Genomic DNA, 21,767 nt, shown 5'->3' on the forward strand with positions numbered 1-21,767 from the left:
GAAGCAGCATGCGCACATCGGAAATCGCCAAGCGTTTCCTCGATTATTTCCAGGACAAGGATCATCTGGTGGTTCCCTCCGCCTCCCTGATCTCGCCCAATCCCACCACGCTCTTCACCATCGCCGGCATGGTCCCCTTCATCCCCTATCTGCTGGGGGAGCAGACCCCGCCCAAGAGCCGGATGGCAAGCAACCAGAAGTGCGTGCGCACCCTGGACATCGATGAGGTGGGCAAGACCACCCGTCACGGCACCTTCTTCCAGATGCTGGGCAACTTCTCCTTTGGAGACTACTTCAAGGAGGAGGCCATCCACTACGCCTGGGACCTGTTGACCAAGCCCGAGGACCAGGGCGGCTACGGCTTCGATCCCGATACAATCTGGGTGACCACATATACCGATGATGACGAGGCCCGCTCCCTGTGGAAGAACGAGGGCTTCGACCCCGAGCACATGGAAATCCTGGGCATGGAGGACAACTTCTGGACCACCGGTGGCCCCGGCCCCGGAGGCCCCTGCTCCGAGATCTATGTGGATCGCGGGCCTGCCTACGGCAAGGAGGGCGGTCCCTCGGCGGACGAGAACCGATACATCGAGATCTGGGATCTGGTCTTCGAAAACTATGAGGTGGACAACGTCCGCTCCAAGACCGACCTGCACATCGTGGGCGAGCTGGAGCACAAGAACATCGACACAGGCGCCGGATTGGAGCGCCTGGCCTACCTGCTTCAGGGCAAGCAGAACATCTACGAGACCGACGAGGTCTATCCCGTCATCCAGGCGGCCGAGGGTCTGTCCGGCCGGCACTACGGCGATGACGCCCAGGATGACGTGCGCTTCCGTGTGGTGGCAGACCATGTTCGCTCGGCTTTGATGATCATGAGCGACGGTGTCCGTCCCAGCAACGTCGGCCGTGGCTATGTGCTGCGCCGTCTGCTGCGCCGGACCATCCGCTCCATGAAGATGCTGGGCGTGGACCAGGAGGTTCTGCCCCAGCTCTTCCCGGTCTCCAAGGAGGCCATGGCCCCCAGCTACCCAGAGCTCAACGACACCTTCTCCGAGGTGGCCGAATCGGCCTATGGCGAGGAGCTGGCCTTCCGCCGGACCCTGGACAAGGGAACCACCATTCTGGATACGGCCGTCAACAAGGCCAAGAGTGGGAAGGGCGAACCCGAGGTCTCCGGCAAGGATGCCTTCACCCTGCATGACACTTACGGGTTCCCCATCGAACTTACCCTGGAGATGGCTGCCGAGCAGGGCGTCAAAGTGGACCAGGACGAGTTCCGAAAGCTCATGAACGAGCAGAAGTCCAGAGCCCGCGCCGATGCCATGAAGAAGCGGCACAACGTGGATCTGAGCGTCTACGACGATATGCGCAAGAGCCTGGACGAGCCTCAGGTCTTTCTGGGCTACACCGACTTCTCCAGCCGCTCGACCGTCCTGGGCATCATCCAGGAGGGCAAGGGGGCGGTTCCGGCTGTCAAGGCCCCTGCCCAGGTTGAGGTGATTCTGGATCGCTCGCCCTTCTACGCCGAGGCCGGCGGCCAGCTGGCCGACCAGGGCGAGATCTTGACCGACGATGGGGCCGTCCTGGAGGTGGACGACGTGCAAAAGCCCATCAAGGGACTCACCATCCACCGCTGCCGGCTGACTGAAGGAACGCTGACCCTGCAGGCCACGGCCACGGCCACCATCGACCGGAACCGGCGCGGCGCCATTGCCCGCTCGCACACCGCCACTCACATGGTCCACAAGGCCCTGCGCGAGGAGCTGGGTCCGCAGGCCACGCAGCGCGGCTCCGAGGATGCGCCCAACAGGCTGCGCTTTGACTTCCAGTGGTCGCAGGCACCCAGCCGTCAGGCCATGGATGCGGTGGAAGCACGTGTCAACGACCGCCTGCGTGACAACCTGGCCGTGACCGCGCAGGAGATGAAGTACGACGACGCCATCGCCCTGGGAGCCATGCACCTGTTCGGAGAGAAGTACGGCGACGTGGTCCGTGTGGTCTCCATCGGCGAGGACGGCTGGAGCCGGGAGCTCTGCGGGGGAACCCACGTGGACCACGTGGGCAAAATCGGCGCGGTCTCCATCATGTCCGAGGCCTCGGTGGGCACCGGCGTTCGTCGTGTGGATGCCGTGGTGGGCCAGGGGGCCTACGAATACAACGCCCGTGAGCACGCCCTGGTCTCTCAGCTTTCCGACAAGCTCAACGCCCGCCCTGACGAGCTTGAGTCCAGGATTTCGGCCCTGCTGGCCAAGCTCAAGGAGTCCGACCGCCGACTGGCGGCCACCTATGAGCAGCAGATGGCCCAGGCTGTGCCTGAACTGGCCAATCAGGCCCTGCATGCCCCGGGCGAGGTCAAGATCGCATCCAGGAACATGGGGCATTTCGGCGCGGTCGATGCCTTGCGCAAGACCGTGACCGACCTGCGGGCCCGGATGGGCGAGGAGTACCCGGTTGTGGTCGCACTGGCCGGTGTCAGCGAGGATGAGAAGCCTGTCATCTTCGTAGCCACCAACCAGGCTGCCCGTGACCGCGGTCTCAGGGCCGGCGACCTGGTCAGGACGGCCTCCAAGGTCCTGGGAGGCGGCGGCGGTGGCAAGCCTGACTTCGCCCAGGGCGGCGGCCAGGATGCTTCGGCCATCGATCAGGCCTTGAAAGCCCTGAGTGCTCAGGTCCAAGAAGGCTGAGCTTCCCGTGGGATCACAGACAGCCGTGTGGCTGGGGGTGGATCTTGGTGAAGCCAGGGTGGGTCTGGCCCTGTCGGACCCGGAGCTGACCCTGGCCTTTCCCGCTGGCAACATCAGGGTTCAGGGCGACTACTTTCAAGCCCTGGACCCGGTGGAAGACCTTATTATGGACAAGTGTGTGTCCAGGGTCGTAGTCGGACACCCCCTGCTCCTGAGTGGCCAGGCTGGTCGAAGCGCCAAAAAGGCGGCCCGTTGGGTGCGTGCCCTGACTGGCCGTCTGCAGGAGGCTGCACAGGATGCGGACATTGCCCCTGGGCAAGTTCCCAGTGTAGTATTGCGAGACGAACGACTGACGACTGTCAGCGCCCATCGTCAGCTCTATGATGCCCGCGTGGACGGGCGAAGACATCGTCCCGTGGTCGATCAGCAGTCCGCTGTTGTGCTGTTGCAGTCGGCCCTGGACGACCAACGTGCCGACAAGGAGTGCTAATTGGCCGATGACATGCAGGAGTTCTTCCAGGACAAGGTTCAGTGGATGGCCGATGGGCAGGCCCCGGTGTCCGCTATGCCGCCTCGTCCTCCTCGTTCGCGCCGTGAGATGCGCCGTCGGCGTGAAAGACGCAAACGTCGCAAACAGATCATGATTGTCATCATCGTCTTGGCTGTTGTGCTTGCCTCATCCTGCATGGCGATACTGGTCAGAGGGCTGCGCCATGGCACCCCCAGGATCGTAGCCACCAAGGAGGTTGCCCCAGACTATCCAGGCCCCGGCGGACAATCTCTGGAGTTCACGGTCGAGAGCGGCCAGGGGGCGGATCAGGTGGGTGCCAATCTGGTCAAGGCCGGGGTGGTCAAGTCCACGGCTGCCTTCCTGCATGCCATCGCCAGCACACAGTCCGAATCCAGGCTTCTGCCCGGCACCTTCGATCTGCGTCTGCGGATGAAGGCCTCGGATGTGGTGGCTATTCTGACCGACAGCAGCAAGGCCGGAGGCTTCCTGCAGGTACGGGCCGGCGAGCGGGTCCGTGATGTGGTTACCCGGGCCGTCCAGCTTTCCGGGGTTCCGCAGAACGAATTCGATGCCCTGATTCAAGCCAAGGGCGAGGGCATCCTACCCCAGGAAGCACAGGGTAACTTCGAGGGATGGTTGCAGCCTGGCGAGTACGACGTGCGGAAGGCCGGGTCGGCCAAGGCCATCCTGACCAATCTGGTCTCCAAGCGGATCGAGCACCTGGACCAGTTGGGCGTCCCCGGAGGCCAGGATCGGCAGACCATTCTCAACACGGCATCCATCACCGAGGCCGAGGTCAACAGGTCGGAATACTACAGCAAGGTGGCCCGGGTCATCGAAAACCGATTGGCCAAGGGGATGCCCCTGGGCATGGACAGCACCGTGGCATACTCCAACAATGTCTCCGCCCTGAAGCTGACCGACGCCATGCTGCAGAACGCCGATGACCCCTACAACACCAGGGTCCACCAGGGTCTGCCCCCAGGTCCCATCGGCAGTCCTGGAGATGAGGCCATCCAGGCGGTCATGCACCCTGAGTCGGGCGACTGGCTCTATTTTGTGACCGTCAATATGGACACGGGAGAGACCAGGTTCAGCGACAATCAGGATCAGTTCAACCGCGATGTCAAGGAATACAAGGCCTGGGAGGCTCAGCACAACGAGCAGAGCCAGTAGCGCTTTTCATGGAATCTCTATTGCCAGTGACTTTAGAGACCTGCCGGTCCTAGAGGACATCAATGATCAAGGCCACTAGCGCCGCGACGAGGATGACCGGGACATAGGCCAGCGAGAGAGGGTTGTGTGTTCTGTCGGGTGGTATGCGGCTACGAGCCAACCAAACCAGAGCAAGGGCGACCAGTCCCAGCAGCCCCATCATCAGCCACCAGACCAGGATGGTTGTCCACCCGAGAACCGACAGGCTCAGGGCGACCAGACCCGTGGACGTCACGTCGCCCAGTCCCAGGGCGCCGGGCCGGACCAGGGCCAGCAGAAACTGAAGGCCTGCAGAAGCCAGGGTCAGCAGCAGGCACTGGACGAGCAGCTTCGGCTGACCCTGGATCAGCGAAAAGACCAGCAGCGTTATGGTCTGCAGGACCAGTCCCAAGAGCACCAAAAGACGCGGGACTCGCCGGGAACGGATGTCGATCAGGGCCAGGAGGAGGGCGGTCAGCAATCCCGGCGCTGGGATGAGGTAGACCATCTTCTAAGATAATCATACGTAGCCCTAACCTGGCAAACGAGGAACAAACGAGGAGCTTGAATATGTTGCGCTGGCAGACGGCAGGGGAATCCCATGGAGAGGCCCTGGTGGCCATGATGGAGGGTCTGCCCGCCGGGGTTGCCGTGTCCACTAAGGACATCGAATCGGCCCTGGCCCGTCGTCGGCTGGGCTATGGCCGCGGGGCCAGGATGGGCTTTGAGCAGGACAAGGTACGTCTGCTGACCGGGGTCAGGCATGGACGGACGCTCGGCTCACCGGTGGCCATCGAGATCGGCAACACCGAATGGCCCAAGTGGGAGCGGATCATGAGCGTGGACGAACTGCCCACCGATCAGGAGCCGCCGGCGACTGGTCGCAACGCCCCCCTGACCAGGCCCAGGCCCGGCCACGCTGATCTGACCGGCATGCGCAAGTATGGGTTTACGGATGCGCGCCCGGTACTGGAACGCTCCTCTGCCAGGGAGACCGCCTCCAGGGTGGCCCTGGGCTCGGTGGCCGCCGACTTCCTGCAGCAGGCTCTGGGCATAAGAACCGTCTCCCATGTCATTTCCATAGCCGGGGTCGGCCTGGAGGGTCATGAGGTCACGCCCGGCCCTGAGGACGGACCAGCCCTGGACGCATCACCGGTCAGGACCCTGGACAAGGATGCCGAGAAGCGGATGATGGCCAGGATCGACCAGATCAAGAAGGACGGCGATACCGCCGGTGGGGTCTTCGAGGTCATCGCGTATGGTGTGCCAGCAGGCCTGGGCACCTATGCGGAAGACGACCGGCGTCTGGATGCGGCCCTGGCCGGTGCTTTCATGGGCATTCAGGCCATCAAGGGCGTGGAGATCGGCGATGGATTCAGCGAGGCTGACCGACCCGGTTCGCAGGCCCATGACGAGATGGAGCCCGGTCCCGACGGCGTCATCCGCAGACTCAGCAACCATGCAGGCGGCCTGGAGGGTGGCACCTCAAATGGGCAACCCATCAGGGTGAGGGCCGCTATGAAGCCCATCTCCTCGGTGCCGCGGGCCCTGCGCACGGTGGATGTGGCCACGGGTCTCCCAGCCCAGGCCATCCATCAGCGTTCCGACGTGACCGCTGTGCCTGCCGCCGCGGTGATCGGCGAAGCCATGATGAATCTGACCCTGGCGCGATTCGCCTTGGAGAAGTTCGGCGGAGACTCGCTCGACGAGGTTCGGCGCAACGCCCAGGCCTACCTACAGTCCTGGCCCGAGCATCTGCGGTGAGGGGCGGAATCGCATGATTGAAAGCAGCAGCATGCCCAAGGCCGTCATCATCGGCATGCCCGGTGCGGGCAAGACCAGGCTGGGCAGGGAGACGGCCGCCCTTATCAAGGCGGACTTCCGGGATACGGACCAGTGTATTGAGGAGGAAGCAGGCCGATCGGTCAGCGAAATCTTCGATACTCAGGGCGAACAGGCTTTCCGGGGTATGGAGACCAGGGCGGTCCTGAACCTCCTGAAGGATTTTCCCGGCGGCATCCTGTCCCTGGGAGGAGGAGCCCCCATGAGCACCGAGGTCTTCCAGGCATTGCAGGACTATCGGCGGGCAGGTGGTGCTGTGGTCTACCTGCAGATCGATCCCGAGGAGGGGATGAGCCGGGCGGCACTGTCGGATCACCGGCCCCTTCTGCGCGGCGGCGCATCGGAACGTTGGATGGCTCTCTATCGTGAGCGCCGCAGCGTCTACCAGGAACTGGCCACCATCACCCTCAAATCCAGGAATACCACCCCCCGCGCTCTGGCCCGACGGCTGGCCGATGCCTTGACTGAGCGGGTGGTTCACGTCAGCGGTCCAGACCCCTACGATGTGAGAATCGGCGCTGGGGTGACCGGACGACTGCATGAACTGCTTGGCGACCAGACCATGCGGGTGGCCCTGATTCATACCCAGCCGGTCCAGCGCCATTCCGACCATGCCCGGGCCCTGCTTCGCCAGGCAGGGTATCAGGTGGTGGATCTGACCATTCCCGACGCGGAGGCCGGCAAGACCATCCGGGTCAGCCAGGGTATCTGGGAGCGCCTGGCCACCGAGGGCTTCACCCGCTCCGACGCGGTCGTGGGACTTGGCGGGGGAGCGGCTACGGACCAAGCAGGGTTCATCGCCGCCACCTGGATGCGGGGCATCCGCTATGTGAATTGCCCCACCTCCCTGCTGGCCATGGTGGATGCCTCCACCGGAGGCAAAACCGGCATCAACCTGGAGCAGGGCAAGAATCTGGTTGGCAGCTTCTATACCCCTGTCGGCGTCCTGGCTGATCTGCGGACTCTGCGGACACTGCCCAATGAAATCTTTGTGGAGGGTCTGGGCGAGGTGGCCAAGTCCGGATTCATCATGGACGGAGGTATCCTGCGTGAGCTGGAGGAGCGGGCTGACTCCCTGCGTGCCTTCAACGGAGGAGAGTCCGACCAGTGGTTGGGCACCGTGGTCCAGGATCTGATCGAACGCACCGTCGAGGTCAAGGCCCGGCACGTCTCGGTGGATCTCAAGGAGTCCGGCTTGCGGGAGTTCCTCAACTACGGCCATACCTTGGGACACGCCATCGAGAAGATTGAACACTTCACCTGGCGGCATGGTCAGGCCGTGTCTGTGGGCATGGTCTTCGCAGCAGAGCTGGCCAGGATCACCGGCCATCTGGATCAGGGGGCGGTCGACTACCACCGGCGGCTTCTTTCCTCCCTGGGACTGAGGACCTGGTGGAATGGGGGAGACTTCGACCAGGTGCTGGCCCTCATGCATCGGGACAAAAAGGCCCGTGGCAACAAGTTGCGATTTATCATTCTTGACGGTTTGGGCAAACCCACTCACCTGGACGACCCGCCGGTCTCGGCGATCAAGGAGGCCTTCCAGGCCATACGCAAGGAGGATTGACAGATGGCGGATGCCGACAAGGGCAGGCAGAAGGTTCTGGTGGTCAACGGACCCAACCTGGGTCGGCTGGGTGTGCGCGACCCTGAGGTCTACGGTCGTCAGGATCTGGCGGCGCTGACCCGTGACTGCGAACACTGGGGTCAGCAGCTGGGTCTGGATGCTCAGGTGCTGCAATCGGACGACGAGGGTCAGGTCATCCGCTGGATGCATCAGGCCGTGGACCAGGGTAGCGCGGTGGTGCTCAACCCGGCCGCCTTCACCCACTACAGTTATGGCCTTGCCGATGCCGCCGTCCAGGTCACCCAGGCAGGGTTGCCGCTGATGGAGGTCCATATTTCCAATCCCTCGTCCAGGGAGGCCTTCCGCCGACGCAGTGTCATCTCGCCGGTGGCCACCGGCACCATCACCGGCATGGGCTTCTACGGTTACCGGCTGGCCCTGGAAGCTGTGGCCCACCTGCTGGAGACCGCATGAGCGACAGCGGAGAGACCAGCAGGGAACTCTCCGCACCGCCCAAGGCCATCCTTGTCCGCCGCGCCCGGGTCCACAACCTGCGCAACCTGGATGTCGACATTCCTTTGAATCACCTGGTGGGCATCGCCGGGGTCTCGGGCTCCGGCAAGTCCTCCCTGGCTCTGGGGGTCCTCTATGCCGAGGGCTCCCGGCGCTACCTGGAATCCTTGTCCACCTACACCAGGAGGCGGATGACCCAGGCCCAACGTCCCCAGGTGGAGTCGGTGCGTTTCCTGCCGCCGGCTTTAGCTCTGCGCCAGCGGCCGGGAGTGGGCGGCATGCGATCCACCTTCGGCACTGCCACCGAGCTGCTCAACGTGCTCAGGCTGATGTTCTCCCGGCTGGCCAGCCATGTCTGCCCCAATGGCCATCGCCAGGAGCCCACCCTGGCAGTGGCGGCCGAGATCCCCATCACCTGCCCGATCTGCGGCGCTAAAATGGAGCCTCCCAGCGCCGAGGAACTGGCCTTCAACTCACTGGGAGCCTGTCCTACCTGCCAGGGGACCGGGACCGTGCGCGAGGTGGACGACGCCACTCTGGTTCCCGATGACAGCCTGACCATCGACCAGGGGGCCGTGGTGCCCTGGCGGACCTTCGGCTTCAACGTCCAGCCCGACATCGTGCGCGAGTTCGGAGTCCGCACCGACGTACCTTGGCGGAATCTGACCGATCGGGAGCGGAAGATCGTCTTCGAGGGCCCGGCTGAAAAGAAGCACATCACCATCACCTCGGTCAAGGGGGTCCATGAGCTGGACTTCACCTTCCGGAACGCACGGTTGACCGTGACCGAGGAGCTCAAGAGGGCCAACGACGACAAGCGCCTGGCCAAGGTGGCCAAGTTTCTGACCGAACGGACCTGCCCGGACTGCAAGGGCACCCGGCTCAACCAACGGGCGCGTCTGCCCGAGATCAACGGGGACAATCTGGCCGAGGTCACCTCCTGGCCCCTGGATAAGGTGCTGGACTGGGGTCGGAGACTGCCGCCCACATTGCCCGAACCTATGCGGCCTATGGCATCGGCCCTCTGCAAGACCCTGGACGAAATGGGCAGGCGGTTGATGCAGCTGGGACTGAGCTACCTGACCCTGGACCGCTCCAGCGCATCACTATCCACAGGTGAGCGGCAGCGGGCCCAGCTGGCCAGGGCTGTGCGCAATGAAACCACAGGCGTGCTCTATGTGCTGGACGAGCCTTCGACCGGCCTGCATCCTGCCAACCTGGAGGGGCTGATAGGGGTCATGCGCGACCTGCTGGCCGACGGTAACTCAGTGGTTTTCGTCGACCACGACGTCAAGGTTTTGCAATCAGCCGACTATCTGATCGAAATGGGTCCCGGAGCAGGCGAGCGCGGCGGCAGAATCCTGGCCCAGGGAGCCCCTGAGCGGATTGCCGCCGTCCCTGACTCGCGCATTGCCGGGTTTTTGGATGGACGCGAGCCCGTTTTGGTACGCGATCGGCATCCCATGCCTGCAGAGAATGAGTGGATCCGTATGCAGGCAGGATCCATTCACACGGTCCACCCGCTGGATTTGGCCATTCCTCGTGGATGCATGACAGCAGTGACCGGCGTATCCGGTTCCGGCAAGACCACCATGATCCTGGAGTCCCTGGTCCCCGCCCTGCAAGCCCGTATCCAGGGCGATCCCATGCCCAAACATGTGCGCAGCCTGGACCCGGCCGGCATCGACCGGGTTCGCCTGGTGGACTCCTCGCCCATCGGCATCAACGTGCGCTCCACGGTGGCCACCTACTCGGGGCTGATGGACCGGTTGCGCCGTCTCTTCGCGGCTACTGACCAGGCGAAAAAGGACAAGCTGGGCATCTCGGCATTCTCATACAACACCGGATCCCTGCGCTGCCCCCAGTGCGACGGAACAGGCCAGATCAGCCTGGATGTACAGTTCCTGCCCGACATTCCGATCACCTGCCCGAGCTGCCATGGTCGGCGGTACCGTCCGGAGGCCGAGCACTACCGTCTGTCCACGCCGGCCCATTCGGAGCCTTTGAGCCTGCCCGATCTGCTGGCCATGGAGGTGGGCCGGGCCTTGGAGGTCTTCGCGCATGGCCGCGAGTACACGGCCATCCGCCGAGGCCTGCAGACCCTGAAGGACCTGGGCCTGGACTACCTGACCCTGGGGGAGGATACCCCTTCGCTTTCTGGCGGGGAGGCCCAGCGGCTGAAGCTGTCCAACGAATTGGGCCGCAGGCAGAACGGCTCCATGTTCGTCCTGGACGAGCCCACCACAGGCCTGCATCCCTTGGATGTGCGTGTCCTGATTGGAGTGCTGGAGCGCCTGGTCGGCAAGGGGGCCACGGTGATCTTCATCGAGCACGATCTGGACATGATCGCCAACGCCGACCATGTGGTCGATATGGGCCCGGGAGGCGGCGACCGGGGCGGAAGAATCGTGGCCCAGGGCGACCCTGAATCCGTGGCCCGCAACCCGGATTCGGTGACCGGCCGCTACCTGGCCGACCACCTGCATCTGAGCCGTCCCTGAATCCGTCCCGCTTCCTCGAGTGTTGGCCGGTTTCTGGTCGCTCCTGGCTGATAGGCTGAAGTTCCATGGTCAGAGAACATGGAAATTCGCAAGGGCATATCACCAAACACATTTTCGTCACCGGCGGCGTGGTCTCTTCACTGGGCAAGGGACTGACCGCATCCTCTCTGGGCCGACTGCTGAGAAGCCGCGGAATCCGCGTTCTTCAACAGAAGCTGGATCCCTATATCAACGTCGATCCGGGGACCATGAACCCCTTCCAACACGGCGAGGTCTACGTGACCGAGGATGGGGCCGAAACCGATCTGGACATCGGCCACTACGAGCGTTTCACCGACGTCTTCCTCTCCCAGAAGGCCAACGTGACCACTGGTCAGATTTACCAGTCCGTTCTGCGCAAGGAGCGGGCGGGGGAGTACCTGGGCCAGTGCGTCCAGGTCATTCCCCACGTGACCAACGAGATCAAGAGCCGCATGCGGGCCCAGGCCAGTGACGACGTGGACGTGATCATTACCGAGATCGGCGGGACTGTGGGCGACATCGAGTCCCAGCCCTTCATGGAGGCTGCCCGCGAGGTTCGTCGGGACATCGGCCCGGACAACTGCATGTTCGTCCACGTCTCCCTGGTTCCCTACGTGGCCGCCGCCCACGAGCTCAAGACCAAGCCCACTCAGCACTCGGTCATGGCCCTGCGCCAGCTGGGCATCGCCCCTGACGCCTTGGTGCTGCGCTCCGACCGGCCGCTCAACCAGGCCATCAAGGACAAGATTTCCCTGATGTGCGACGTGGATGCCGAGGGCGTGGTCAACTGTGTTGATGCTCCCAGCATCTATGACGTACCCAAGATCCTCTACAAGGAGGGTCTGGACGCCTATGTGGTGCGCAAGCTGGAGCTGCCCTTCCACGATGTCGACTGGAATGAGTGGGAGGATCTGCTGGACAGGGTCCACAACCCCCGGACCAAGGTGGCCATCGCCATCGTGGGCAAGTACATCGACCTGCCTGACGCCTACCTGTCGGTCATCGAGGCGCTGAAGGCCGGCGGCTTCGCCAACCGGTCCCAGGTCCAGGTCAAGCTGGTGGCCGCCGATACCTGCGAGACCATGGACGGCGCCCGCAAGGCCCTGGAGGGCGTGGACGGCATCGTGGTCCCCGGCGGCTTCGGCATCCGTGGCATCGAGGGCAAGATCGGCGCCCTGCGCTACGCCCGCGAGACCGGCCTGCCCGCACTGGGTCTCTGCCTGGGTCTGCAGTCCATGGTCATCGAGTTCGCCCGCCACGTCCTGGGGCTGGAGGATGCCAACTCCTCGGAGTTCGAGCCTGACTGCGAGAACCCGGTCATCGCCACCATGGAGGAGCAGAAGGACATCGTGGCCGGCCACGGCGACATGGGCCACACCATGCGGCTGGGCGCCTACCCGGCAGTGCTCAAGCCCGATTCCCTGGTGGCCCGGCTCTATGGCTCCACCGAGATCTCCGAGCGTCACCGCCACCGCTACGAGGTCAACGTGGCCTACAAGGAACGGCTGGACAAGGCCGGCCTGCACATCTCGGGCACCAGCCCGGACGGGCAGCTGACCGAGTTCGTGGAGCTCTCCCAGGATCAGCACCCCTTCTATGTGGGCACCCAGGCCCACCCGGAGTTCAAGTCCCGGCCCACCAAGCCGCACCCCCTCTTCGCCGGCCTGGTCAAGGCCAGCCTGGAGCACGGAGGCCAGGAGGCCGCCTGAGGTCAATCCCTTTTCAAAAACGTTGACCATGATCGCCCGTTTCCCTCTTATGGGAGGCGGGCGATTGTCCGTATCGGTGCTTTTGTCAAGAGGGCGGGCTGGATTCCTTAGAGAGCGTAAGCCCAGGTCTGGCGGTTCACTATCGTCCCGGTTATCCTGTAATGGTGTGAACGGCCGCATATGGCGGCCGTGCGTGTGTTAGGAGGTCTCAGCTCGTGGACAGCACCTCGCAGCGGACAGACACATCGCGGGATGTGGAAATGAGCCAGTATGTGGCCGACCGCTCCCGCGTCAACGAAGAAAAAATCAAAAAAGACGACCAGATCATCTCCGAATTCGGCGACTATACCTATGGCTGGCACGACTCCGATGATGCCGGGCGCAACGCCCACAAGGGCATTGATGAGGACGTGGTCCGGGCCATCTCGGCCGACAAGGGCGAGCCTGATTGGATGCTGCAGATGCGTCTCAAGGGCTATCGGGCCTTCATGGAAAAGCCCATGCCCAAGTGGGGCGTGGATTTAAGCGGGTTCGATGCCGACGACTTCAAGTACTATGTCAAGCCCCTGAAGGAGCAGGCCAAGGACTGGAAGGACCTGCCCGACGACATCCGCACCACCTATGACCGGCTGGGCATCCCCGAGGCCGAGAAGAAGCGGCTGGTCTCCGGTGTTGCCGCCCAGTACGAGTCCGAGGTCATCTACAACTCCATCCGCGATGACTTGCGCAAACAAGGGGTCATCTTCCTGGATACGGACACTGCCTTGAAAGAGTACCCGGACCTCTTCCGCAAGTACTTCGCCACGGTCATCCCCCCGGACGACAACAAGTTCGCCGCACTGAACACGGCGGCCTGGTCGGGCGGATCCTTCGTCTATGTGCCCAAGGGAGTCCATGTGGACATCCCCCTGCAGGCCTACTTCCGTATCAACACACCCAACATGGGCCAGTTTGAGCGCACGCTGATCATTGCCGACGAGGGTTCCTACGTCCACTATGTGGAGGGCTGCACAGCACCCATTTACTCCACTGACTCTTTGCACGCGGCCAACGTGGAGATTGTGGTCGAGCCCCACGCCCGTGTGCGCTACACCACGGTCCAGAACTGGTCCAACAACGTCTACAACCTGGTCACCCAGCGCGCCTATGTGCGCGAGGGCGGCACCATGGAGTGGGTGGACGGCAACATCGGGTCCAAGGCGACCATGAAATATCCGGCCTGCATCCTGGCCGAGCCCTACGCCAAGGCCGAGACCCTCTCCCTGGGCTTCGCCGGCAAGGGGCAGTATCAGGACACGGGCGCCAAGATGATTCACCTGGCACCCCATACCTCATCCACCATCGTCTCCAAGTCCATCTCCCGCAACGGGGGAAGGGCCGCATACCGGGGCCTGGTCAAGATCATCAAAGGCGCCGAGAAGTCCTCCTCCTCGGTGGTCTGCGACGCCTTGCTGGTGGACGACTACTCCCGCTCGGATACCTACCCGCACGTGGATGTTCGCGAGGACGACGTCTCCATGGCCCACGAGGCCACCGTCTCCAAGGTCTCCGAGGACCAGCTCTTCTATCTGATGAGCCGCGGCCTGGAGGAGAAGGAGGCCATGGGCATGATCGTGCGCGGGTTCGTGGAGCCCATTTCCCGGCAGCTGCCCATGGAGTATGCGTTGGAGCTTAACCGCTTGGTCGAATTGCAGATGGAGGGTTCGGTAGGCTGATGTCACAAAACAGCGAAATAACCATTCCGCATGCGGATCCAAAGGATCCCTACGCTTTCCCGGCCACTATGCCGTCCAGTGCCGACAAGGAGCCACGTTCCTTCAACCCTGATGACTTCCCCATGCCCACCCGCAAGCAGGATGACTGGCGGTTCACCCCCATCGACCGGATGGAGGAGTTCTTCGCTGTCTTCAAGCCCAGCGGTCTGACCAAGGTCTCAGTCACCATGATCGACGGGTCCGAACCGCCCACAGATCAGGTCAGCTTCAGCCGGATTCCCATGAATCAGGCTCCCTGCGGCACCGTCCTCAAGCCCAGCGACCGAGCGGCAGCTGTGGAGTGGGCGAGCGGCAGGCAGGCGACTGTGGTCAACCTCAAGGGCACGCTGGATCAGCCTGTGCTGGTCCGTGTCAACGGTGGCGGCCTCGATCTGGATGCTTTCCACCTGGTGATCAAGGCCGAAGCGGGCACCAAGGCCGATCTGGTGGTCGAGCACCAGGGCCAGGCACGTCTGGCTGAGGGTGTTGAAATCGACATCGGTGACAATTCGCAGATGTCGACCACCTTCATTCAGGAGTGGGACAAGGGCAGCAAGCATATCGGCAACCACCGCATTCACCTGGGTGCCGAGGCCTCCCTGCGTCACTCCGTGGTCAGTCTGGGTGGAGACGTCGTGCGGCTGCGCATGGACCAGGACTTCGGCGGCGAGCAAGGTGACCTGAACATGCTGGGCATCTACTTCGTCGATCCCGGCCAGCACATGGAGCATCGAACCATGGTGGTGCACAACCATCCCAATTGCAAGTCCCGTGTGGTCTACAAGGGGGCCCTGGACGGAATCGGCGCGCACACCACCTGGGTGGGCAACGCGCTCATTCAGCCCACGGCGCCTGGAACCGACTCCTATGAGCTCAACCGGAACCTGGTGCTCACCCCTGGGGCCATCGCCGATTCCGAGCCCAACCTGGAGATCGAGAACGGCGACATCATCGGGGCAGGCCATGCAAGCTCGGTCGGACGCTTCGACGATGAGGAGCTCTTCTACCTGCAGTCCCGTGGCATTCCCGAACAGGAGGCCCGCAAGCTGGTGGTTCGTGGCTTCTTCGGCGAACTGGTGGAGGAGATCGACGTCCCCAGCGTCTCCGGGCACCTGATGGGGGTCATCGACCGCAGGCTGGCGGCCGGCGAGGATCAAGAGATGCAGCACGTTTTGGAGGAGAACTGACATGTCCACATTGGAAATCAAGGATCTGCACGTCTCGGTGGAGACCAAGGAGGGTCGCAAGCAGATCCTCAAGGGAGCCACGCTGACCGTCCACTCCGGTGAGACCCACGCCATCATGGGGCCCAACGGTTCGGGCAAGTCCACCCTGGCCTACACCCTGGCCGGCCATCCCAAGTATGAGGTCGACTCGGGCCAGGCCCTGCTGGATGGGCGGGATCTGCTCAAGATGACCCCGGACGAGCGGGCCAAGGCCGGACTCTTCCTGGCCATGCAGTACCCGGTCGAGGTGCCCGGCGTATCCATGACCAATTTCCTGCGTACCGCCAAGACCGAGGTCGACGGCAAGGCCCCGGCCATCCGCCAGTGGACCAAGGATCTGAATGAGGCCATGAAGCGGCTGCGCATGGATCCCAAGTTCGCCCAGCGCTCGGTCAACGAGGGCTTCTCCGGCGGTGAGAAGAAGCGCGCCGAGGTCCTGCAGCTGGAGCTGCTCAAGCCCAAGTTCGCCGTCCTGGACGAAACTGATTCCGGACTGGACGTTGATGCCTTGCGCATCGTCTCGGAAGGTGTCAACAGGGCCAAGGAGAACACCGGCATGGGCGTGCTCATGGTCACCCACTACACCAGGATCCTCAAGTACATCAAGCCTGATATCGTCCACGTCTTCGCCGACGGCCGCTTTGTGAAGACCGGTGGCCCCGAGCTGGCCGACACCCTGGAGGAGACCGGGTATGACCAGTACCTGCCCGAGGGCGCCGACTCGGAATCGGCCCTGGCCTGAGGATGAGAGAAGAGGTCCGCAATGGTCATCGATGACAGCATTCGCCAGCAGTTTCCGATTCTGGACCAGCAGGTACATGGACACCCTCTGGTCTACTTGGACTCGGCTGCCACTGCCCAGAAGCCCCTGGCGGTCATCGATGCCGTTCGGGACTTCTACTTGAAGGACAACGCCGGGGTGCACCGGGGTGCCCATGAGCTGGCGGCCCGCAGCACCATGGCCTTCGAGCATGCCCGCTCCCGTGTGGCCGCCCTGGTAGGGGCAGAGGGCCAAGAGGGCGGTGAGGAGATTGTGGTCACCGCCGGTGCCACGGCCGCACTGAACCTGCTGGCCACGGCCTTCGGCAACGCCAGCCTGGGTCGCGGTGGGAAGGCGGCACGTCGATTCGCCCTGAAGCCTGGCGATGAAGTGGTGGTCAGCAAGGCCGAGCACCACTCGGTCCTCCTGCCCTTCCAGGAGCTCTGCTACCGGACCGGAGCAGTCCTCAGGTATTTCGATCTGGATCCGGAGGGCCGTGTTCTGGCCGATACCGCCGACCAGGTCATTACCGAGCGCACCAAGGTGGTCGCCGTCACCCACGTCAGCAATGTGACCGGTGCCATCACCGACATAAAGCCCATCGTCCGCCGTGCCCATCAGGTGGGCGCCCCGGTGGTGCTGGACGTTTGCCAGTCGGTGCCTCATCTGCCTGTCGATCTGCACGCCATGGATGTGGACTTCGCTGCCTGGAGCGCCCACAAGATGTATGGCCCGACCGGTGTGGGATTCCTCTATGGCCGTAGGGAGCTCCTGGAGGCCCTGCCTCCGGCATCATTCGGCGGTTCCATGGTGGAGTTGGCCTATCTGGATCGTCCTGCCAGCTATATGGATCCCCCGGCTCGGTTCGAGGCCGGTACACAGCCGGTGGCACAGATGATCGGGGCCGGAGTAGCCGCCGATTGGCTGATGGATTTGGGCATGGATAAGGTGGCCGAACATGAGAAGGCCATCACCGCCGGTCTGTTGAGGCTGGGGGAGTTGGACGGAGTGCGCATCCTAGGTCCGACCACACCAGAGGACCGGATCGGCACGGTCGCTTTCGACGTTCAGGGAGTCCATCCCCACGACGTAGGCCAGTACGTGGATTCACGCGGCATTGCCATCCGCGTGGGGCACCACTGCGCTCAGCCGGTGCATCGTCACTTTGGCCTGATGGCCTCCAACCGGGCCTCTACCGGCGTCTACAATACTGTGGCCGACACGGATGCCCTGCTGGATGCCGTCTCCGGTGTCCGCAGCTTCTTCAAAGTGGGCTGAGGGTCTTCACCGGCGGCACATTGACGGTTTTAGCAAAGACTTACTGGTAGGTTTAAGGACATGGCGGATTTCGGGATGGATGACGAAGAACTGGAGCAGATGTACCAGGAGGTGATTCTGGACGCAGCCCGTGATCCTCACGGGCGCGTAGGGGATCAGGCTGATGGGGGAGGAGACTCCGATGGCGACGGCGTGACCATCCGGGTGGAGCACGAGGCCTGCCTGGCTGCCGAGTCCCATCAGTTCAATCCCACCTGCGGGGACCAGGCCACCATCCATGTGGAAGTGGCGCCTGGCGAGCAGGGCGGCCCCGACCTCATCCAGCGAATCGTCTGGCAGGGTTCGGGTTGTTCCATCAGCCAGGCCAGTCTGTCCATCATGGTGGATCTGGTCCAGGGGCAGACCGTTGATCATGCCATGGACCTGGCTGCTGACTTCCGCAGGCTCATGGAATCTCGCGGAGCTGGACTTGAGGATGAGCAAGCCGAGGATGCCCTTGGCGATGCCATGGTCTTCCAGGGTGTGTCCAAGTACCCCATGCGAATCAAGTGCGCTCTGCTGGGTTGGGAGGGCATGAAGGCCTCGGTGGCCCAGGCCCTGTCGGCTGGACGTGAGGGCGGCGAAGGTGAGAAGGAGGAGCAGGTATGAGTGGCAATACGAATCTGGTTCCCGAGCCCCAGGACTCCATCCTGGCCTCGGTGGGCAGGGCCATTAGCGACCCTGGCACGGCGCAGGCTCTGGCCAGCAATCCCCTGGGCGCGGAGACGGTTCTGAAATCGGCCGAGGGCACTTCCATGCGTAAGGTCGATGGCCAGGAGGATAAGAAGTCCGATTCGGCCAAGTCTGACGATAAGCCTGTTGACGCAGCTACCCCTGAAGCTTCCACTGAAGGTGCGTCGGCTGGACAGGGTTCGAATGTAGAATCCGCGGAAAGTGCGTCAGCCACCAATGGTGAGAAGCCTGCGGATCAGAATGCAGCTGATGCCGAGGCTGCTGCTGAGGAGGCCATCCCTCTGAAGGCAGTTGACGACATCGGCCGGGCCACTGCAGAGGATGTCAGGGAGGCCCTGCACCAGGTCATCGATCCCGAGCTGGGTATTGATGTTGTCGATCTGGGCTTGGTCTATGGCATTGAAATCGACGAACTGGGACGGGCCATCATTACCATGACCCTGACCACGCCGGCCTGCCCGTTGACTGACCTGATCGAGGATCAGTGTGCCAGCGTCCTGGCGGGCCTGGTCGAGGAGTTCCGCATCGATTGGACCTGGTCGCCACGTTGGACCCTGGACATGATCACCCCTGAGGGTCGTGAACAATTGGCCGCCATCGGCTTCAACTTCGAGAACATGCCCACCTATCAGTGAGACCATCCGCCCGGTAGATGGTTTCGGGTCCTCCCATGTGAATATACTGATGATTCCGGTCCGCCGTGACCGGCACGGCGCACGAGAGAAAGCACAGTGAAATGGCATTGTCCATGGGCTGGAAACTGCACGGCGACGGGAAAACATTGGCTCCGGGCGAAGTGGTGGAACCCGATGAGCGACTCACATGGCCACGTACGGCTGGCATCGGTGCACAGCATGTCATCGCCATGTTCGGCTCCACTTTCCTGGTTCCCATTCTGACTGGATTCGACCCCTCCACCACCCTCTTCTTCACGGCCATGTCCACGGCCCTCTTCCTGCTGATCAACCGCAACCGCCTGCCTTCCTACCTGGGCAGCTCCTTCGGCTTCATCGCCCCGGTCCTGGCAGTGACCACCGCCCACAAGGGTCTGGCTGTGGCCTCCTTCGGGATCATGGTCACCGGCGCCCTGCTCTTCCTAATTGGTCTGATCGTCCACTTCGCAGGTTCGCGATGGATCGATATGATCATGCCCCCGGTGGTCAACGGTGCCATCGTCGCCATCATCGGCTTCAACCTGGCCCCCTCGGCCTGGAAGAACTTCAAGTCGGCCCCGCTGACCGCACTGGTCACCCTGGTGGCCGTCATGTTGATAGCGGTCCTCTTCAAGGGTCTGATTGGCCGTCTCAACATCCTTCTGGGAGTCATCGTCGGCTACATCTTCGCGGTCACCCAGGGCCAGGTCGACTTCGCGGCTGTGGAGAAGGCCGCCTGGTTCGGTCTGCCTCACTTCCACACTCCTCAGGTCGACCCATCAGTCCTGGCCATGTTCATCCCCGTGGTGCTTGTCCTGGTGGCCGAGAACATCGGTCATGTCAAGTCGGTGGCCCTGATGACCGGCCGCGATTATGACGACCAGATCGGCACCGCCCTGATGGCCGACGGACTGGGCACCACGCTGGCCGGGTTGGGCGGAGGCTCGGGCACCACCACATACGCGGAGAACATCGGCGTCATGGCCGCCACCAAGGTCTACTCCACGGCCGCCTACTGGTGCGCCGCGATTTTCGCCTTCCTGCTCTCCCTCTGCCCCAAGTTCGGGGCCATCATCAACACCATCCCCACCGGCGTTCTGGGCGGGGTCACCACCATGCTCTACGGCATGATCGGCATGCTGGGCATCCGCATCTGGGTGGAAAACAAGGTGGACTTCGGCAAGTCCGTCAACATGACCGTTGGCGCCGTCGTCATGATCGTGGGCATCGCCGACTTCACCTTCGCGGTGGCCGGAGTCAGCTTCAACGGTATCGCCATCGGCTCGGTCGCCACGCTGGTCATGTACCACGGTCTCAAGGCCATTGGTCGTTGGCGGGGAACCATCGATCCGGACGATTATATTCATGAGGATTCGCAGGCCGTCTCACAGCAGAGCTGATTGCGTCGAGGGCATTCGTCTTTCGCGGTTGTCTGATACTTGAAGATGTCTGATGTCAAGGTTGGCTCGATGCAGAAAATCACCTGATGTCAATGGTCCCCCGATATTAGGTGCCCGGCTATGAGGCGAAGCGGCGGAGGGCAGTAGGAATTTGCTACCTTTCATAGGGCTTAGTCGTTGGCTTGATCAGCTGGCTGGTTTGGTTGGTTGGTTGCTTGACTGGCTGATTTGGATTGATCGGTCAGTTGCCCGGCTTGGTCAGCCAGCAAGACTCAGCTGGCACGCTCGGGTCTGGTCGCGTAGAAAGCCACGGCGCTTGAGGCAGCCACGTTCAGGCTGTCCACCTCGTGGCTCATGGGGATGCGCACAGTCAGGTCCGCCCGGGCGATGGTCCTGTGGCTCAGCCCGTCACCTTCGGTGCCGAAGATCAGAGCCAGACGCTCAATCTGGTCAGGCCCAGGACCCAGTCGTTCAGCCAGTTCATCCAGGCTGATGGCATCCGGGTTCAGGGCCATGGCCGCCGTGGTAAAGCCCAGATCGTGTAGTTGGCGCATGCCCTGGTCGGGCCATGCGTGGATGTCGTCGCCGCCGATTCTGGTCCAGGGAACCTGAAAGACGGTGCCCATGGAGACACGCGCGGCCCTGCGGTAAAGGGGGTCGGAGCAGGAGGGGGTGACCAGGACCGCGTCCACCTGCAGGGCTGCCGCGGAACGCATCAGGGCGCCGATGTTGGTGTGATCAACAATGTTCTCCATGACGGCCACCCGCCTTGCCGATCGGCAGATCTGCTCAACGGTGGGCAGAGGCCAGCGTCGCATGGCGGCCAGCGCGCCTCGATGGAGCCGGTAGCCGGTGATGGTCTTGAGCTGCGCAGGGCTGGCCACATAGACGGGAACGTCCGGTCCGAAGGCTGCATCCACCTGGTCGAACATGGAGCGCATCCCATCCAGCCAAGGTTCCTCAACCAGGAAGGAAATCGGCTCAACTCCGGCATCCAGGGCGCGGGAGATAACTTTGGGGGACTCGGCGATGAACAGGCCCTTGGCGGGTTCCAGGCGGTTGCGCAGCTGCGGTTCGGTCAGCCTGGTGTAGGCCTCGATTCTGTCATCCTCGATGGAGTCGATTCTCACCTTGAGCACGCCTGCCGTTCCTCCTTCTGGTCCTGGTAACAGCATAGGCGGTGCAACCGAAAACCAAGCCGGAATGATGTCCGATGAAGAATGGGAATAATAAGAAAGAGCCGTATTAATCAGCTGCATCCACAAAAAACAACGATTCCAGCCATACATAGATCAGTTAATTCTGTATGTGATTCTGATTTTCAACAAATATGGGCTATAGGAACTAAACGCGTTGTTTATGTTGGGGGTTTGGCCTTGTGGCTGTAAGCGTGTTGGGTGGTTGTTAATAGGTCGG

Annotated in this window: 17 protein-coding genes; 15 read left to right on the forward strand and 2 right to left on the reverse strand. The window is 62.7% G+C overall.

The genetic code is table 11. The features are described from left to right. The first annotated feature begins 8 nt into the window (after window positions 1–8). Genes alaS through mltG form a run of 3 tightly spaced genes read left to right on the forward strand, consistent with a single transcriptional unit; the run spans window position 9 to window position 4,377 of the window. Window positions 9–2,690: an alanine--tRNA ligase gene (gene alaS / locus H3T88_RS08110; RefSeq protein WP_198204230.1), complete on the forward strand. Its 2,682-nt coding sequence runs from the start codon at window positions 9–11 to the stop codon at window positions 2,688–2,690. Between the two features lie 7 nt (window positions 2,691–2,697). Next, a complete protein-coding gene (gene ruvX, locus H3T88_RS08115) occupies window positions 2,698–3,180 on the forward strand; it encodes a Holliday junction resolvase RuvX (RefSeq protein WP_015021911.1) in 483 nt (160 codons plus the stop codon). Further along, window positions 3,181–4,377 carry an endolytic transglycosylase MltG gene (gene mltG / locus H3T88_RS08120; protein ID WP_033511459.1) on the forward strand — a complete coding sequence of 399 codons (1,197 nt, stop codon included), beginning with the start codon at window positions 3,181–3,183 and terminating at the stop codon, window positions 4,375–4,377. It begins immediately after the preceding gene. A gap of 49 nt (window positions 4,378–4,426) precedes the next feature. Here the strand turns inward: mltG and H3T88_RS08125 are convergent, their stop codons facing one another. Beyond that, window positions 4,427–4,903, reverse strand: coding sequence for a prepilin peptidase (locus H3T88_RS08125; protein ID WP_015021909.1), 477 nt, complete (start codon window positions 4,901–4,903; stop codon window positions 4,427–4,429). A 62-nt stretch (window positions 4,904–4,965) separates the two neighbouring features. Here H3T88_RS08125 and aroC point away from each other — a divergent pair, with 62 nt between their 5' ends. The 12 genes from aroC (at window position 4,966) to H3T88_RS08185 (ending at window position 20,351) form a co-directional block, all read left to right on the forward strand. Beyond that, a complete protein-coding gene (gene aroC / locus H3T88_RS08130; protein ID WP_198204231.1) occupies window positions 4,966–6,159 on the forward strand; it encodes a chorismate synthase in 1,194 nt (397 codons plus the stop codon). Window positions 6,160–6,172: 13 nt separating this feature from the next. After that, entirely contained in the window at window positions 6,173–7,804 is a 1,632-nt protein-coding gene (locus tag H3T88_RS08135; RefSeq protein ID WP_198204232.1) for a bifunctional shikimate kinase/3-dehydroquinate synthase, read from the forward strand. 3 nt (window positions 7,805–7,807) lie between these two features. Then, window positions 7,808–8,278 carry a type II 3-dehydroquinate dehydratase gene (aroQ, locus tag H3T88_RS08140; RefSeq protein ID WP_015021906.1) on the forward strand — a complete coding sequence of 157 codons (471 nt, stop codon included), beginning with the start codon at window positions 7,808–7,810 and terminating at the stop codon, window positions 8,276–8,278. After that, window positions 8,275–10,818 (forward strand): excinuclease ABC subunit UvrA, encoded by a 2,544-nt coding sequence (locus tag H3T88_RS08145; protein WP_198204233.1) that lies wholly within the window; start codon window positions 8,275–8,277, stop codon window positions 10,816–10,818. Before aroQ ends, H3T88_RS08145 begins: the two co-directional genes overlap by 4 nt. A 65-nt stretch (window positions 10,819–10,883) precedes the next feature. Further along, entirely contained in the window at window positions 10,884–12,548 is a 1,665-nt protein-coding gene (locus H3T88_RS08150) for a CTP synthase (protein ID WP_015021904.1), read from the forward strand. A 260-nt stretch (window positions 12,549–12,808) separates the two neighbouring features. Continuing rightward, entirely contained in the window at window positions 12,809–14,263 is a 1,455-nt protein-coding gene (sufB, locus tag H3T88_RS08155) for a Fe-S cluster assembly protein SufB (RefSeq protein WP_081581024.1), read from the forward strand. Next, window positions 14,263–15,489: a Fe-S cluster assembly protein SufD gene (sufD, locus tag H3T88_RS08160; RefSeq protein WP_198204234.1), complete on the forward strand. Its 1,227-nt coding sequence runs from the start codon at window positions 14,263–14,265 to the stop codon at window positions 15,487–15,489. The genes sufB and sufD overlap by 1 nt, the downstream gene beginning before the upstream one ends. Before the next feature lies 1 nt (window position 15,490). Continuing rightward, window positions 15,491–16,270 (forward strand): Fe-S cluster assembly ATPase SufC, encoded by a 780-nt coding sequence (sufC, locus tag H3T88_RS08165; RefSeq protein WP_015021901.1) that lies wholly within the window; start codon window positions 15,491–15,493, stop codon window positions 16,268–16,270. 21 nt (window positions 16,271–16,291) lie between these two features. Continuing rightward, on the forward strand, window positions 16,292–17,566 hold the full coding sequence (locus H3T88_RS08170; protein WP_198204235.1) for a SufS family cysteine desulfurase: 1,275 nt from the start codon (window positions 16,292–16,294) through the stop codon (window positions 17,564–17,566). Window positions 17,567–17,626: 60 nt separating this feature from the next. Then, on the forward strand, window positions 17,627–18,214 hold the full coding sequence (gene sufU / locus H3T88_RS08175; RefSeq protein ID WP_015021899.1) for a Fe-S cluster assembly sulfur transfer protein SufU: 588 nt from the start codon (window positions 17,627–17,629) through the stop codon (window positions 18,212–18,214). Next, window positions 18,211–18,933 (forward strand): metal-sulfur cluster assembly factor, encoded by a 723-nt coding sequence (locus tag H3T88_RS08180; protein ID WP_198204236.1) that lies wholly within the window; start codon window positions 18,211–18,213, stop codon window positions 18,931–18,933. The genes sufU and H3T88_RS08180 overlap by 4 nt, the downstream gene beginning before the upstream one ends. A gap of 101 nt (window positions 18,934–19,034) precedes the next feature. Beyond that, on the forward strand, window positions 19,035–20,351 hold the full coding sequence (locus H3T88_RS08185; RefSeq protein ID WP_015021897.1) for a uracil-xanthine permease family protein: 1,317 nt from the start codon (window positions 19,035–19,037) through the stop codon (window positions 20,349–20,351). Window positions 20,352–20,623: 272 nt separating this feature from the next. Here the strand turns inward: H3T88_RS08185 and H3T88_RS08190 are convergent, their stop codons facing one another. Beyond that, on the reverse strand, window positions 20,624–21,490 hold the full coding sequence (locus H3T88_RS08190; RefSeq protein ID WP_015021896.1) for a TrmH family RNA methyltransferase: 867 nt from the start codon (window positions 21,488–21,490) through the stop codon (window positions 20,624–20,626). Between the last annotated feature and the right edge of the window lie 277 nt (window positions 21,491–21,767).

Source organism: Bifidobacterium sp. W8110, from assembly GCF_016101375.1.
GTDB classification, from domain to species: Bacteria; Actinomycetota; Actinomycetes; order Actinomycetales; family Bifidobacteriaceae; genus Bombiscardovia; species Bombiscardovia asteroides.

Bases quoted from the DNA above. Each gene is read 5' to 3' on its own strand.
- aroQ (WP_015021906.1), top strand. From the start codon at position 7,808: ATGGCGGATGCCGACAAGGGCAGGCAGAAGGTTCTGGTGGTCAACGGA.
- sufU (WP_015021899.1), top strand. From the start codon at position 17,627: ATGGCGGATTTCGGGATGGATGACGAAGAACTGGAGCAGATGTACCAG.
- H3T88_RS08145 (WP_198204233.1), top strand. From the start codon at position 8,275: ATGAGCGACAGCGGAGAGACCAGCAGGGAACTCTCCGCACCGCCCAAG.
- H3T88_RS08135 (WP_198204232.1), top strand. From the start codon at position 6,173: ATGATTGAAAGCAGCAGCATGCCCAAGGCCGTCATCATCGGCATGCCC.
- H3T88_RS08180 (WP_198204236.1), top strand. From the start codon at position 18,211: ATGAGTGGCAATACGAATCTGGTTCCCGAGCCCCAGGACTCCATCCTG.
- H3T88_RS08170 (WP_198204235.1), top strand. From the start codon at position 16,292: ATGGTCATCGATGACAGCATTCGCCAGCAGTTTCCGATTCTGGACCAG.
- aroC (WP_198204231.1), top strand. From the start codon at position 4,966: ATGTTGCGCTGGCAGACGGCAGGGGAATCCCATGGAGAGGCCCTGGTG.
- H3T88_RS08185 (WP_015021897.1), top strand. From the start codon at position 19,035: ATGGCATTGTCCATGGGCTGGAAACTGCACGGCGACGGGAAAACATTG.
- sufB (WP_081581024.1), top strand. From the start codon at position 12,809: ATGAGCCAGTATGTGGCCGACCGCTCCCGCGTCAACGAAGAAAAAATC.
- alaS (WP_198204230.1), top strand. From the start codon at position 9: ATGCGCACATCGGAAATCGCCAAGCGTTTCCTCGATTATTTCCAGGAC.
- H3T88_RS08125 (WP_015021909.1), bottom strand. From the start codon at position 4,903: ATGGTCTACCTCATCCCAGCGCCGGGATTGCTGACCGCCCTCCTCCTG.
- sufC (WP_015021901.1), top strand. From the start codon at position 15,491: ATGTCCACATTGGAAATCAAGGATCTGCACGTCTCGGTGGAGACCAAG.
- H3T88_RS08150 (WP_015021904.1), top strand. From the start codon at position 10,884: ATGGTCAGAGAACATGGAAATTCGCAAGGGCATATCACCAAACACATT.
- sufD (WP_198204234.1), top strand. From the start codon at position 14,263: ATGTCACAAAACAGCGAAATAACCATTCCGCATGCGGATCCAAAGGAT.